General features: G+C 59.2%; 11 protein-coding genes. 5 read left to right on the top strand and 6 right to left on the bottom strand.

Annotated features, from left to right (window positions below; genetic code table 11):
• Nucleotides 1-55: 55 nt before the first annotated feature.
• Nucleotides 56-1153, bottom strand: coding sequence for a Hint domain-containing protein (locus TM1040_RS19435; RefSeq protein ID WP_011540307.1), 1098 nt, complete (start codon nucleotides 1151-1153; stop codon nucleotides 56-58).
• Between the two features lie 468 nt (nucleotides 1154-1621).
• Here TM1040_RS19435 and dapE point away from each other — a divergent pair, with 468 nt between their 5' ends.
• From dapE to rnr, 3 genes are all read left to right on the top strand, one after another.
• The gene (gene dapE, locus TM1040_RS19430; RefSeq protein ID WP_011540306.1) at nucleotides 1622-2767 is read left to right on the top strand and encodes a succinyl-diaminopimelate desuccinylase; all 1146 of its coding nucleotides are present in this window, start codon (nucleotides 1622-1624) and stop codon (nucleotides 2765-2767) included.
• Complete coding sequence (locus TM1040_RS19425; protein WP_011540305.1) at nucleotides 2764-3186, top strand: GNAT family N-acetyltransferase; 423 nt, start codon at nucleotides 2764-2766, stop codon at nucleotides 3184-3186. Before dapE ends, TM1040_RS19425 begins: the two co-directional genes overlap by 4 nt.
• Before the next feature lie 115 nt (nucleotides 3187-3301).
• On the top strand, nucleotides 3302-5587 hold the full coding sequence (gene rnr, locus TM1040_RS19420) for a ribonuclease R (protein WP_011540304.1): 2286 nt from the start codon (nucleotides 3302-3304) through the stop codon (nucleotides 5585-5587).
• A 148-nt stretch (nucleotides 5588-5735) separates the two neighbouring features.
• Here the strand turns inward: rnr and TM1040_RS19415 are convergent, their stop codons facing one another.
• The gene (locus TM1040_RS19415) at nucleotides 5736-6449 is read right to left on the bottom strand and encodes a glutathione S-transferase family protein (RefSeq protein ID WP_011540303.1); all 714 of its coding nucleotides are present in this window, start codon (nucleotides 6447-6449) and stop codon (nucleotides 5736-5738) included.
• A gap of 86 nt (nucleotides 6450-6535) precedes the next feature.
• Here TM1040_RS19415 and TM1040_RS19410 point away from each other — a divergent pair, with 86 nt between their 5' ends.
• Both TM1040_RS19410 and TM1040_RS19405 read left to right on the top strand, forming a co-directional pair.
• The gene (locus TM1040_RS19410; RefSeq protein ID WP_044026966.1) at nucleotides 6536-7228 is read left to right on the top strand and encodes a helix-turn-helix transcriptional regulator; all 693 of its coding nucleotides are present in this window, start codon (nucleotides 6536-6538) and stop codon (nucleotides 7226-7228) included.
• Between the two features lie 107 nt (nucleotides 7229-7335).
• Entirely contained in the window at nucleotides 7336-8703 is a 1368-nt protein-coding gene (locus tag TM1040_RS19405; protein WP_011540301.1) for a lytic murein transglycosylase, read from the top strand.
• Nucleotides 8704-8767: 64 nt separating this feature from the next.
• Here TM1040_RS19405 and TM1040_RS19400 read toward each other — a convergent pair whose 3' ends face one another.
• From TM1040_RS19400 to TM1040_RS19385, 4 genes are all read right to left on the bottom strand, one after another.
• A complete protein-coding gene (locus TM1040_RS19400) occupies nucleotides 8768-9943 on the bottom strand; it encodes an ABC transporter permease (protein ID WP_011540300.1) in 1176 nt (391 codons plus the stop codon).
• 7 nt (nucleotides 9944-9950) lie between these two features.
• Nucleotides 9951-11576 carry an ABC transporter permease gene (locus tag TM1040_RS19395; RefSeq protein WP_011540299.1) on the bottom strand — a complete coding sequence of 542 codons (1626 nt, stop codon included), beginning with the start codon at nucleotides 11574-11576 and terminating at the stop codon, nucleotides 9951-9953.
• A 110-nt stretch (nucleotides 11577-11686) separates the two neighbouring features.
• Nucleotides 11687-12793 carry an extracellular solute-binding protein gene (locus tag TM1040_RS19390; protein WP_011540298.1) on the bottom strand — a complete coding sequence of 369 codons (1107 nt, stop codon included), beginning with the start codon at nucleotides 12791-12793 and terminating at the stop codon, nucleotides 11687-11689.
• A 104-nt stretch (nucleotides 12794-12897) separates the two neighbouring features.
• Complete coding sequence (locus tag TM1040_RS19385; RefSeq protein WP_011540297.1) at nucleotides 12898-13998, bottom strand: ABC transporter ATP-binding protein; 1101 nt, start codon at nucleotides 13996-13998, stop codon at nucleotides 12898-12900.
• Nucleotides 13999-14266 lie beyond the last annotated feature (268 nt).

Genomic DNA, 14266 nt, shown 5'->3' with positions numbered 1-14266 from the left:
AGAAACGGTGAGACTGCTTAGAAGGGCTACGGGGATTTTTTCAAGTCCTCAGTGCTCAGGCGGTGCGATGTTCTGCAAGGATTGCGGCATCAAACGCGCGCACCACGGGGTAGCGCGGCTGTGCGTGTTCTGGCAGAGAGTTGCGATCTAGCCCTGCAAAGAGGCTGGCCCCAAGTGCGGAACGGTCGCGCCGAATGCGCCCCAGAAAAAGGCTCTCGACCCCGAGCCCCGCCACAACTGGCACCTCATGGCCGGGCAGGATCACCTGCGCATAGGTCGTGATCGGCCCCGCGGGCAAGACCCGACGGGCGGTGCGCGTGGCCGCAAGCATTTCTGCCGGCGCAAGCACAGCCTCACATCCAAAGAGATATTCAACCTCAGACCCGGTGAGCACCATGCGTTGGAAAGGCGCGACGGTAATATCCTGTGTCAGGCCGAAATATGGCGCCCGAAGCTGCACGGGACAAAAGCTGCCCACCGCTGGCACTTCACGTTCGATTTTATGCAAGACGGGGACCAAATCACCACTTGCGCAGCGCAGCAAGTCACCTCGACGCAGGTCCTTGATCGGTCGCGCCCCCGTTTCCGTTTCCACCGGTGTAAACGGCGAGAGGCCGGGCATCGGCCCCACCGGCTCCGGCTGATCAGAAAGTGCAATGTATTCGACGCCGGAGGCGATAAAGCAGTGCGGCCCCCCTTCAATCAAAGCCTCAAGATCCGCAAGCCGCCAGGGGCGTGGGGCATGAATATCCGCGATTTCGGCCCGATCTCCATCAAGCCATTCGAGCGCAAGCTGGCCTTCAAACGCCGGAGCGTCCCAGTTGTAGGTCAGCCGCACCTGATCCGCACGCCCCCGCTTGGTCGGGTTCAGCGTTTGGTGAAACACCGCGCCATATTGCTCCAGCACCAGATTGATACCGCCCCCCGGCACCGCCGAGAGCTGAAATCGCAAAGGCCAGTCGCCTCCACGCTCAAACAGCACCAGGGGTTCGGGTTTGCGCAATTCCGGCAGGCTCACCTCCAGAACCAGCGCGCCCCGCGGCAACAGTGCATCGGCTTCGCGCAACAAGAGACAGCTGCGTTCTACCGACGGGGTGAGTCCAGCGGCGTCGAAATACTGCGCCTCTTTATGCCATAGACCGAGCCAGCTCATCTGCGCGCCTGCCCGGTCGCAACCGTCCGGAGCCCTGTGTTGCCTGCCATGTCGTACTCCACCGCCCGTAAGTGTTTTGCCCCGGGCGGCGCGTTCATCGGCCTTTTGGTGCCCGGGGCGTCCCTCAGTCTCAGTCCCGATGTTCCCGGTGCGGGACGTCGCGCGGCGCAGATGCCGAATACATGCGAAGGAGCTGCCCGGTGGACTCATGGTCCAACAGCCTCATCCTGATTGATGTGATCGTTCTGCTCGTCGCACGTCCGGACGATCTTATCGCCGTCCCGTTACCATGCCTCGGTCTGTTATTACTTTCTTCATAGCACGTCCACATGCCCCTGTCAGGAGCGCGATTGACGCCGGTCAAAAGCCTACGCATTTCGGCCACAGCGTCTGCAACCAAGTGATCGCAATTGCACCTCTGCGCCAATTCGCGCTAGGTCATCAGCGATGATTTCTGGAGGACGCCCCATGACCACAACAGACCCCGTTCAGCTCACCGCAGATCTTGTGCGTTGTCCTTCGGTCACGCCAACCGAGGGTGGTGCGCTGGTCCTTTTGGAGCGCCTTCTGACGGACGCGGGTTTTAGCTGCACACGGGTTGACCGGGGTGAGGTCTGCAATCTCTTTGCCCGCTGGGGCGACAAGGCGCATGCGCGTACCTTTGGGTTCAATGGCCACACTGACGTGGTGCCCATCGGGGACGAAGCGGCCTGGACTCACGATCCCTTTGGCGCCGAGATTGTCGAAGGCGTCATGTATGGCCGTGGGACAACCGACATGAAGTCCGGTGTTGCTGCCTTTGCGGCGGCAGCCATAGACTTTGTTCAGGACACACCACCCGATGGCGCAGTGGTGCTGACCATCACAGGTGATGAGGAAGGCGACGCTGTGGATGGAACCACGGCATTGCTGGACTACATGGACGCAGCGGGCGAGAAGATGTCCGTTTGCCTCGTGGGAGAGCCCACGTGCCCCAATCATATGGGTGAGATGATCAAGATCGGTCGTCGCGGCTCGATGACCGCGTGGTTCACTGTGACCGGCGTGCAGGGACATTCGGCCTATCCGCACCGTGCGAACAACCCGATGAACGGGCTCGCGCGCCTGATGGACCGACTCGGCAGCCATCAACTGGATGAGGGCTCAGAGCACTTCGACGCCTCTACACTGGCAATTGTCACCATCGACACCGGCAACCCGGCAACCAATGTGATCCCGGCGCAGGGCCGTGCCGCGGTGAACATCCGCTTCAATGATCTGCACTCGGGGGCGTCGCTTACAGATTGGCTGCAAGGCGAAGCAGACAAAGTGGCCAAAGAGTTTGGTCTTGAGGTCGATATGAAGGTTCAGATCTCGGGTGAAAGTTTCATCACCCCGCCGGGCGATCTGTCGGATCTGGTCTCTCGGGCCGTGCAGACCGAAACCAACCAAGCACCGGAACTCTCCACCACCGGGGGCACCTCAGACGCGCGATTTGTGAAGTCCCATTGTCCGGTTGTGGAATTTGGCCTCGTCGGCAAGACCATGCACCAGGTGGATGAGAACGTGGATGTGGCCCATATCCACCAACTGAAATCCATCTACTCCCGCATCCTGAAGGACTATTTTTCATGAGCCCCTCGATTGTTGTGACCCGAGACCTCGACACCTGCCTGACGCTCAGATTTGAGGTCTTTGTCGATGAACAGGGTGTCCCTGTCGAAGAAGAGCGCGACGCGCTGGACGACACCGCCACGCATCTCTTGGCCCTGCAAGACGGTGTGCCGGTGGGAACCGCACGCGTGGTGTTTCAGGACGATATCGCCAAGATCGGGCGCGTCTGCGTTGTGAAGTCTGCGCGAGGAACAGGACTTGGCGCCAAACTGATCGAAGCCTGCGTCGCGGCTGCACAGGAACGGGAAGGGATTACAAAAGCCAAGCTCGGCGCGCAGACTCATGCCATCGGCTTTTATGAAAAGCTGGGTTTTGAGGCCTTCGGTCCCGTGTATCTGGATGCAGGGATCGATCACCGTGACATGATGAAACCGCTCTGAGGCGCGCCAACCTCAGGGAAGCTCTGCGGCCCTCGGGCGCGGTGCTCCGCTTTGACCTGTGCTCGGCGACTCTTTTCAGCATGACGTTGCCTGCGCGCCATGCTACGGCAGATCTATGGCGCGTATACCCACAAAGGCCGAGATTCTGGAATGGATCTCCGCCCACCCGACTCAGACTTCTAAACGTGACATTGCCAAAGCCTTTGGCATCAAGGGCGCAGAGCGGATCGATCTCAAGCGCGTCTTGAAGGAGCTGGAGGCAGAAGGGCATCTCGAAAAGCGCAAACGCAGCTACACCGATCCGGACCGTTTGCCGCCAGTCTCAGTCTTGCTGGTCAAAGCGCCTGATGAAAATGGCGATCTCTTTGCGCAGCCACTTGAATGGCATGGCGAAGGGATTGAACCAATCGTAATGGTGATCCCGCGTGCCTCGGACCCGGCGCTTGGAGAAGGCGACCGGATCCTGGCGCGCCTCACGGTGGTGCAGGAAGAAGACCACAATTACGAGGCTCGGCTGATCCGGCGCATCGGAACCAATCCCAAACGCATTCTCGGGATCTTTCGTCAAGGCTCGGAAGGTGGGCGGATTGTGCCCATCGACAAGGCCAGCTCGAACGAATGGCAGGTGCCCGAGGCCAATGTACACGGCGCTAAAGATGGCGAGTTGGTCGAAGCCGAGCTTGCGGGTCCAAAGGCGAGAATGGGACTGCCCAAAGCCCGGATCGTTGAACGTCTGGGCGACCCCTCGGCACCCAAGGCGGTATCGCTGATCGCAATCCATCAGCACGGCATACCAGATCACTTTCCAGATGCGGTGATCGCAGAAGCCGACAGCGCCAAACCTATGGGGCTCAAGGGACGTGAAGACCTGCGGGATCTGCCGCTCATTACCATCGACCCAGCCGATGCACGCGATCATGATGATGCGTGCTTTGCCCATGCCGATGAGGATCCCATGAACCCCGGAGGCCATGTCATATGGGTCGCAATCGCCGATGTTGCCGCCTATGTGACACCCGGCTCAGCATTGGATCGCGAGGCGCGAAAACGGGGCAACTCCAGCTATTTTCCGGACCGGGTGGTGCCTATGCTCCCGGATCGTCTTTCGGGGGATCTGTGCTCGTTGCACGAAGGTGTGCCCCGCCCCTGTCTGGCCGTTCGCCTGCAGATCGACGCAGAGGGACACAAGATAGGCCACCGTTTTGTACGCGGTCTGATGAAATCGCAGGCTTCACTGCACTATGGCGAAGTGCAGGAGGCCATGGATGGTAAGATCACTGAGCGCACGGAACCGTTTCTCGAAGACGTGATCAAACCGCTCTATGCAGCCTATGAAGCCCTCAAGGCCGCCCGCGCCGCGCGTCAGCCGCTTGATCTCGACCTTCCCGAACGCAAAATCGTCCTCGATGACAAGGGTAAGGTCGCCTCCGTCAATTTCCGCGATCGCTTGGATGCTCATCGCCTGATCGAAGAGTTCATGGTGCTTGCAAATGTCGCAGCCGCTGAAACACTGATTAAGAAGCGCCAGCCGCTTTTGTTCCGGGTCCATGAGGAACCCAGCCAGGACAAGCTTGATGCCTTGCGTGACACTGCGCAGGCCGCTGGTCTCAACCTTGCAAAAGGGCAAGTGCTGCAGACCCGACACCTGAACGCCTTGCTGAATGCGGCGGCAGGCACAGATGATGCGGAGCTCATCAATATCTCCACGCTGCGCTCCATGCAGCAGGCCTATTACTATCCAGAGAACTTTGGGCACTTTGGTCTGGCTCTGCGCAATTACGCGCATTTCACCTCGCCCATCCGTCGCTATGCGGACCTGATCGTACACCGCGCCCTGATTACGGCGCATGGCTGGGGCAAAGATGGGCTCTCGGCGGACGAGATTGAGCGATTAGAAGATACAGCAACGCATATCTCGGCGACCGAGCGGCGCTCGATGCTGGCCGAGCGCGACACCACGGACCGCTATCTGGCCTCCTACCTCGCAGAGCGTGTGGGCAATGAGTTCTCCGGCCGGATCTCCGGGATCGCCCGTTTCGGGGCTTTTGTGAAACTGGATGAAACCGGCGCCGATGGGTTGGTGCCCGTTCGGTCGATCGGGCAGGAGTATTTCCATTTTGATGCACAGGCCGGCACATTGATGGGGTCGGATACCGGTCTGTTGATCACCATTGGCCAACGCGTGACCGTGCGCCTCACAGAGGCCGCGCCAGTCACCGGCGGGCTCGAATTGGAACTGCTGGCGCTTGAAGGCGCAGACCTGCCAAAAGGCCGTGGTGGAAGCCGCAAAGGCGGCCGCCGCCGCAGCCCGGCGGGACGCACCATGACCCGGAGCAAGGCCGCGAAATCCAAGACCAAAGCAGACAAGATCAAACGAAAAGTAACACGCAAGCGGAAGTAACTTCGCCACGCGTCCATAGCTTAGAGGGTCTTGCGCGCCGCTTTGCGGCCTGCCCAGCCAAATCGAGGCCCTTGCATCCAGAGTGCAGGAGCCACGGGCGGGAGAGCCCCGCCCATGGGATCAATATTCGCGTCGCATTCCCAACACTTTATGCAGCTTGGGGCAATTCGAGCGCGCCACGATCCAGCACGCGTGTGACATAGGCCAGGAGCTTTCCGTGGCGTCGCGTGACCTCAACCACCTGCGGCGCGGCGGGAGCGCGGGACAGCGCCTCGAGCATCGGTGCCGCAGAACAATCCGCTGCCGTCATATGATCACCGAACAAGAAGTGCTGATCGCCAAGAAAATCTTCGAGCGCGCAAAGATCCTGCTCCAGACGCTGCAGGCGTTCCGCACGATCAAAACGCGAGTGCCCAGTGAAATGAAGCCCTTCAACCACCTTCTCGCGAAAGAGGTTCAGCGGCTCTTCGGGCACCCCTGCAAACACTGACTGCAGCATCCCGGCCCAGCCTTCGTCTTCGAGCCAGCGCGCGCACATCAACTGTGTCCAGAGCGATTCGTCGATCATGCGGATGAGCGCGCGGGACTGGCCCTTTTGAGCGGCGCTAAGACCTTGGTCGAAGTTCGCGCCTTTGGCTTCGAGAAAACGGCGGATGCCTTCGCTGTCGGGGATCAAGGCGTCAGTCTCGTCCCGCACCACCGGAAGCTTTTGGTGCGGCATCGCGTCGAGCTCCGCCGGATCAAAAACATCCTGCCGTTGCCAGGTCGCACCTGACATCTGCAGCAACAGCGCCGCCTTGGTGCAAAACATGCTGTAGCTGTAAAATCCGTCACCGCCGCCATGGGTCATAAGGGTCAACATCGTCTCTCTCCGTTTGGATTATGATGAGACCGTGCTACAAGGCGCTATTGACAGTTTTTGTCATTAGCGGACTCCACACTAGACAGATGACAAAAACCGAACGGCTCTTTCGATTGATGCAAACCCTGCGCCAGCTGCCACCCCCCGTGACAGCAGAGCAGCTTGCTCAGGACCTCGGTGTCTCAGCCAGAACCATTCACCGAGACATCGATGCGCTTCGGGCTCTTGGGGCTGTAATTGATGGCGCGGCCGGATTTGGCTTCACCTTGATCGAGGATGCGACGCTACCCCCACTGGGCTTTGGGGCAACCGAACTCGAAGCGCTGGTGCTGGGCCTTTGCGAGGTCCAACAAAAGGGCGACCCTGATCTTGCCGAGGCAGCCCGCACCGCCCTTCGCAAGCTGCGCGCCCGCCTGCCGCAAAGTCAGGCAAAACGGCTGCAGCACGCAGTATTGTCTGCCCATAGTTTTGCCCCCCCGCTCACTCCAACTGTCGATGCAGCTGAGCTACGGCAAGCCACCTGGGACGAGCGGGAAGTGGGTTTTGACTATGTGGACGTCAAAGGTGCAGTCACACAACGGCATGTCAAACCGCTGGGGCTGGTCTATTTCGACAAGTCCTCAGTGCTGGTGGCCTGGTGCCGACTCAGACAAGACTTCAGGGTCTTCAGACTTGATCGGATGACGTCACTCGAGGTCACGCAGATCTCTTTTCGTCCCCATCGTGTTCGGCTGTACCGTGAGGCACTTGATCATCTGCGCAATCAGTCCCTCGGTTGACCGGCAAGCCTGCGCTGACGGCCGCACCTATTGCGCAGACCGCTTTTGCGCCACAAATTCTCGCGCTAGTGTTTGGTAAACACAAAAAGCAGGCGTTGAGGTTCGAAATGCGCAGTTGGATAAAGACCGCGCTGTGGCTTGGGGTGGTCTTGCCCGCAGGTGCAGCGCTCGCAGCGAGTGAAACAGAGGCTATAAAGGACCGGCTGCGCCCAGAAGAGCGCCCGCAGCAGGCATACGACACCGCCGGATCGCTCGCGCTGGCGTCCCTTACCACAATCCGGCCCATGGCTCGCAAAAGCGTCGCGCCAGCCGCGCAAGACGCACTGGCCCCTGCACGCGAGGTAGACGGTGATGCCAATGCCGGGTTTCAACGCTGGATCACGGCATTCAAGATCCGCGCCCAAACGCAGGGAATCGGAGCGGCGACGCTTCGCGCGGCATTCAACGGCGTCACATATGATGCCTCCGTCATCAAACGTGATCGTAATCAATCCGAATTCACCAAAACGATCTGGGACTACCTCGACAGTGCGGCGTCCGAGAGCCGTGTTCGGAACGGAACCAAGGCTCTGGATGCGCATCGCAACACATTGGAACGCATCGAAAAACATTTTGGTGTCGACAAGGAAATCGTGGTTGCTGTCTGGGGGCTCGAGAGCAGCTACGGTAGCTTTCGGGGCGATATGGATATCATTCGCTCGCTGGCGACGCTTGCCTATGACGGCAGACGCGGCGACTTTTTCGAGGAGCAGCTAATCGCCGCACTCAAGATCATCGAGGCAGGCGATGTGAATCCCCGCACGATGACCGGCAGTTGGGCAGGCGCGATGGGGCACACACAATTCATCCCCACCAGTTATCTGGATTACGCGGTGGACTTTACCGGTGATGGAAAACGCGACATTTGGTCGGACACGCCCACGGACGCGCTGGCCTCTACCGCAGCCTATCTCAAAGCATTCGGATGGGTCACTGGCCAGCCCTGGGGCATCGAAGTTGTCTTGCCGCGTGGCTTTGATTTCACACTGGCCAACCGCAAGATCCAAAAGAGCCCTCGGGAATGGGCAGACCTTGGCGTGCGCGCGACTGACGGCCGCCCGATTAAGGATCATGGCGTCGCGTCGATCCTCTTGCCCGCCGGAGGCACTGGCGCTGCCTTCATGATTTTCAAGAACTTCTCGGTGCTTGAACGGTACAACACTGCGGATGCCTATGTCATCGGGGTGGGTCATCTCAGCGATCGGCTGAAGGGAGGCGAAAAGATCAAAGGGAGTTGGCCGCGCGGTGATCGAGCGCTGACCTTCACGGAACGCAAGGAGCTGCAAGAACGTCTGACCCGCGCCGGGTTCAGCACCGAAGGAATAGATGGTCGAATTGGTCCCAAGACCATCGCTGCCGTGCGCGCCTATCAAAGCGCAAAGGGCCTCATGCCAGATGGGTATGCATCGTTGTCTCTTCTGGAGAAGCTCCGCTAAAACTCACTCACCGAACATCACAACAAAGCCCCGCTGAAGAGCGGGGCTTTGTTGTTCTTGCAGGTTAGCTCGGGCTCATGCCTCGAAGCCGTTCACTCCGCCGCCGCAGCATCTCCACGGTGGTCAGCAGACAGATCGAGATCACCACTAGGATTGTTGCGACTGCAAGGATCGTGGGCGAGATCTGCTCACGTAGGCCAGTAAACATCTGCCATGGTAGCGTTTTCTGACCTGCCGAGCCGACAAAGAGCACCACGACCACTTCGTCGAACGACGTGATGAATGCAAAAAGGCCACCCGAAATCACGCCAGGCAAAATGAGCGGCATCTGCACCCGGAAGAACGTGGTCACAGGACCAGCGCCCATGTTCGCCGCAGCGCGGGTCAAAGAACGGTCAAATCCCACAAGCGTCGCGGTCACGGTGATAATCACAAAGGGAATGCCCAGTGCCGCATGCGCCAGAACCACGCCAAAGTAGGTGCCCTGCAGGCCGATCCGGCTGTAGAAAAAGTACATGCCCGCAGCCGAAATGATCAGCGGCACAATCATCGGCGAAATCAGGATCGCCATGATCGCGCGACGGAAAGGCACATGAGGCTGGCTGAGACCGATTGCGGCCAGCGTTCCAAAACCCACGGACAGGAGCGTCGCCATCGGAGCAATCGAAAGCGAATTCCACAGCGCCTGCTGCCAGTCCGCATTCGTGAAGAAGTCGCGATAGTGCTTGAGTGAGTAGCCTTCGGGATCAAACCGCAGCATTTCCGGCGTGAAGGTAAAGAAGTCTTCCGCGTTGAACGACAGCGGCATCACAACAAGGATCGGCGTGATCAGGAACACAAAGATCGCACCACAGATGACCCGGAACGTATAGTGCCAAAGCACTTGCCCCGGTGTCAGATACGGAACGAGGGTTGCGCGATAGCGCGATGTGGCAAGCCAGAAGATGAACCAGCCAGCGAACCAGCCAAAGAGCGCGCCGATCACCAACGCAGGAAGGCCGCCGAGCACAAAGCCAGCAATCGCAAAAGCGACCAGAACGGCCCAGCGGATCGGTTTTTCCTGCGCTGTCATAGATGCGAACACAAATCCGAGTGCGCCTAGAAGGACCGCTCCGATGACCAGGCCAAGCAGGCCCGATCCCTGAGCTGTACCCACGAAGAGGCCAAAGAAGGCCCCTGCGCCGGCCGACACTGCGGCGGTGAAAGCGGGGGTTTGGTTTTGAACAGGTGTAAGTGCCATGTTTTTCTTATCCCAGCTTCACGTTGTCGATGCCGACGATCTTGTCGTAGGCCCAGTAGAGCACCAGAACCACCACCAGCAGGATTGTCCCGAGTGCCGCCGCAAGACCCCAGTTGAGGGATTGCGAGATGTGGAAGGCGATCCGGTTCGAGATGAATACGCCCTTGGTACCGCCGACGAGTTCCGGCGTGATGTAGTAGCCAATGGCCAGGATGAAGACGAGAATCGAACCCGCGCCGATACCCGGCACCGACTGTGGGAAATACACCCGCCAGAAGGCCGTCCAGTTGGTCGCGCCAAGGGACTTGGCCGCACGCAGGTAGGACGGATTGATCGTCTGCATCACCGAATACATCGGCAGGATCATGAACGGCAGAAGGATGTGCGTCATCGCCACAATTGTACCAAACTGGTTGTTGATCATCACAAGACGCGCGTCGTCAGCGACCAGTCCAAGCCAGACCAGAACATCATTGATGACGCCCTGCTGCTGCAGCATGACTTTCCATGCAGAGGTCCGCACCAGCAGAGAGGTCCAGAACGGCAGCAGGACGAGAATCATCAGGACGTTGGCGGTGCGCGACGGCAGGTTCGCCAGAATCCATGCCACCGGGTAGCCAAGCACGATACAGCTTACGGTGATAGCCAGCGACATGATCATGGTGCGCAGAAAGAGTGTGCCATAGATGCGCTCAAGTTCCGGGCGCAGCTCAGGGCCATCCTCACCTTTCTGGAAGTCGGCCGCGTTCAAGAAGTACCCATTGGTGTATTTACTGGAGTAGGTCTTGATCGTGCGCCAAACTTCGGGGTCGGCCCAGTCGTCATCGATTTTGATGAAAGCATCACGCGTGGACATGGTCTCCCAGTCCGGGGACTGGATGGCTGCTGCTGCTGCTGCAAGCCGCGCGGCAGTTTCACCCTCAAATGCAGATGCCGCATCCGGATTTTTCGCGAGATCCTTGTAGAGCGCCATATAGACCGGGGCCCATGGCTCTTCTTCGGTGGGGCTGTCCTGATCTTCTTCTTGGATCGTGCGCGCCCATGCAGCATAGGCATCCGTCGCTCCCGGCAGCGCCTCGCCAGCCACAGAGGAATACTCAAACCGCGCTTCGTTTTCGCCACCGGCAGAGGCGGCCCAGCTGGGGTCGGCAAAAAGCGCGACCAGTGCCTGAGGGTCTTCCCAAGCGGGGTCAAGGTCGACAAACTGATCGAGATAGACCTCGCCAATGTCATCGACTCGGCGCCCAGCCTTGCGGAACAGCGAAGAAATACCAGCGTTCTCGTAGTTCAGGCGCGAGCCCACGCGTGTGTGGATCTTCTTCTCGGCAGCAACAACCAGATCATAGGCCAGCGCGTCAAATGCATATTCAGGCGGCGCTTCTCCGCTGTCGGCATCATAAGACTGCGCCGCTGCGGTCGTTCGCGGCAACGTCTCCGAAACGATGCTGTTCTCGACCGAGCGAAACAACATGTCGCCGATCGGCAGGATGAATGTCAGTAGAACGAAGAGCAGAAGCGGGGCGATCAATGCCAGCGCGCGCATCTTCTGCATCCGGAGCGCCCGTGCAAGGCTGCGCTTTAGCGGCGTGCCATCTGCAGCAAGGACCGGTCCGGTATCGGTTGTATCGCTCATGTAAAGGAGCCCCCCGGGGTGTTGGTGCGGGTATTATTATTATCTTTGGTGGAGAGAGGGCCAATCGGCTCGGCCCCCTCTCGGATAGTGCTCACATCAGATGCGAGAGATTATTGCGCCAACCACGCCTGGAATTTTGCGTCCAGATCGTCACGGTTGTCCGCCCACCACTCGTAGTCATAGATGTGCACGTTGGTCGCGTTGTTCGGGTCAGTCGGCATGTGCGGCGCCATGTCGATGCCCAGCTCTTCGTGCTTGCCCACCAGCGGTGCGGAAGACGCACGGGCCGGACCGTAGGAGATGTACTTCGCTTGGTCGGCCAGACGCTGCGTGTCGGTTGCGAACTTCAGGAAGTCCAGAACACGGGCTTCGCGATCTGCAGGCAAGTCGGCCGGAACAACCCAACCGTCGAGGTCAAAGGACTGCATGTCCCAGAGCATGCCGATCGGCTGATCCTGCTCTGCGATCGCAGAGAACAGACGACCGTTGTAGGTCGAACCCATCACGACTTCGCCATCGGCGAGCAGCTGCGGGGTTTCCGCGCCAGCAGTCCACCACACGACGCTGTCCTTGATGGTGTCTAGCTTGGCCAGAGCCTGCGCCACACCTTCGTCGGTGCTGAGGGTGTCATAGATCTCGTCTTTGGCGACGCCATCGCAGTAAAGAGCCCACTCCATGTTGTCGATCGGACGCTTCTGCAGCGCGCGCTTGCCCGGATAGGCTTCGAGGTCGAACACGTCACAGACAGAGGACGGCGGCGTGTCGCCGACCAAGTCGGTGCGGTAGCCAAAGGTGGTGGAGTAAACGATCTGCGGCACGAAGCAGTCGGAGACCAGCAGGTCGCCAAAGTCGTCGGACGCGGAGGTGCCATCGGGTGCAGCCGCGAGAACTTCGTCGTGGTCGAGCTCAAGCGCCAGACCTTCGTCGCACAGACGCATCGCGTCGGATGCCACAACGTCGACCAGGTCCCAGGTGATGTTACCTGCTTCGGCCATTGCGCGCATTTTTGCGGTCGCTTCGGCAGAGCTTTCATCCCAAACCACGGTCACGTCGGGGTTCATTTCCAGATAGGGCTCGACATAGGCCTTCAGCTGGCTTTCTTGATAGGCACCACCCCAGGACACCAGGGTCATTTCGTTGGCCATCTCGGTAGCCATTGCCATCGGCGCGCAAAGTGCGGTCGTGGCGGCCAGAGCCGACAGTGTACGCAATTTCATTGTGTATTCTCCTTGTTGAGACACTGAATCTTGTTGTTTGAGTTTCAGGTGTAGGCCCCCGATCCGTTTCGATGCCGGGGGTTCCAAGGCGCAGTGGTACGCGGTTACGCGTCCAGCGCGCGGCAGTCTTCGGGCAGCCAACCGATTTCGATCTGCTGGCCGGGCTGAAGACGAACCTGGTCAGGGGCGTTCCGGGTCTTGATGACGAATTCGTCATTCCCGGCGACACGCAGGCGTGTACGGAAGATGTCACCCATATAGATGAACTCCAGCACCTCTGCCTTGAGTGTATGTGCGCCTTCCTGCAGGCGTTCTTTGTTGTATTCAACGCGCTCGGGGCGGATCGAGACGCGCGTGCGCTGACCCACTTCAGAGACGTTGATCGGCATGGCGTCGATAAGTTCACCGCCATCCAGCTGCACCAGGGCGCTGCCATCACGGATTTCCTTGATCACGCCTTCGAGCGTGTTGTTCTCGCCGATGAACTGCGCAACGAAGCTGTTTGCAGGCTCCTCATAGAGCTGATCCGGCGGCGCAAGCTGCTGAATGCGACCATCGTTGAACACCGCAACCCGATCAGACATCGTCAGGGCTTCGGTCTGGTCGTGGGTCACGTAAACGGTCGTGATCCCCAGCTGGTGCGCCAGATGGGTAATCTCGAACTGCATCTTCTCACGCAGCTGCTTGTCGAGCGCCCCGAGTGGTTCGTCCATCAGAACGAGCTCCGGTTCAAACACCAGTGCGCGGGCAAGTGCCACGCGCTGTTGCTGACCACCGGACAGCTGCGCCGGACGGCGGCCGCCAAAGTCGCCCATCTCGACCATATCGAGCGCGCGCTTCACCTTTGCCTCACGCTCGGACTTGCCCATGTTGCGCACCTCAAGCGGAAAGCTGAGGTTCTCGGCAATCGTCATGTGCGGAAACAATGCATAGTTCTGGAAGACCATGCCGATCCCGCGCTTGTGCGGTGGGATGTTGTTGATCGATACCCCGCCCAGACGAATGTCGCCGTGCGTGGCAGTTTCAAAACCCGCCAGCATCATCAGGCATGTCGTCTTGCCGGACCCGGACGGCCCAAGCATGGTCAGGAATTCGCCCTTGGGCATGGTGAGGTTCAGATCTTTGACGACGAGAGTCTCACCGTCGTAGCTCTTTTGCACGCGTTCGAATTCCACGAACGCGTCAGTGTTCGACGCATCGGCCAAATCAGGCTCCCCGTTTCTGTTCTTTTTTGCGGCGGATTTGTTCCGCTCTTGGTGTCCTAGTGTAAGCACAGTGCCGAACCACTGTGCAACCGGCTCAATTCATCCCGGCTTCGGGTTACTCAACACTCCGGGACGATCACCGAAATCACCCGGTTGTTTTGCGACCCAAACTTGCTCATTTGCGTCATATTGGGATAATTTTACCGGTGAGCACAACCGCTCTTCTGGGATTTTTTTGGGAAATGCTTAAAAAAAGGGCCGTTTCCGG

The sequence above is a fragment of the Ruegeria sp. TM1040 genome (assembly GCF_000014065.1).
Lineage (GTDB): Bacteria > Pseudomonadota > Alphaproteobacteria > Rhodobacterales > Rhodobacteraceae > Epibacterium.
Note: the sequence above shows the minus strand (reverse complement) of the source record. Positions and strands in the feature narration are given on the sequence as shown.

Excerpts from the sequence above, each read along its gene's own strand:
- TM1040_RS19435 (WP_011540307.1), bottom strand. The coding sequence starts at position 1,153 with ATGAGCTGGCTCGGTCTATGGCATAAAGAGGCGCAGTATTTCGACGCC.
- dapE (WP_011540306.1), top strand. The coding sequence starts at position 1,622 with ATGACCACAACAGACCCCGTTCAGCTCACCGCAGATCTTGTGCGTTGT.
- TM1040_RS19425 (WP_011540305.1), top strand. The coding sequence starts at position 2,764 with ATGAGCCCCTCGATTGTTGTGACCCGAGACCTCGACACCTGCCTGACG.
- rnr (WP_011540304.1), top strand. The coding sequence starts at position 3,302 with ATGGCGCGTATACCCACAAAGGCCGAGATTCTGGAATGGATCTCCGCC.
- TM1040_RS19415 (WP_011540303.1), bottom strand. The coding sequence starts at position 6,449 with ATGTTGACCCTTATGACCCATGGCGGCGGTGACGGATTTTACAGCTAC.
- TM1040_RS19410 (WP_044026966.1), top strand. The coding sequence starts at position 6,536 with ATGACAAAAACCGAACGGCTCTTTCGATTGATGCAAACCCTGCGCCAG.
- TM1040_RS19405 (WP_011540301.1), top strand. The coding sequence starts at position 7,336 with ATGCGCAGTTGGATAAAGACCGCGCTGTGGCTTGGGGTGGTCTTGCCC.
- TM1040_RS19400 (WP_011540300.1), bottom strand. The coding sequence starts at position 9,943 with ATGGCACTTACACCTGTTCAAAACCAAACCCCCGCTTTCACCGCCGCA.
- TM1040_RS19395 (WP_011540299.1), bottom strand. The coding sequence starts at position 11,576 with ATGAGCGATACAACCGATACCGGACCGGTCCTTGCTGCAGATGGCACG.
- TM1040_RS19390 (WP_011540298.1), bottom strand. The coding sequence starts at position 12,793 with ATGAAATTGCGTACACTGTCGGCTCTGGCCGCCACGACCGCACTTTGC.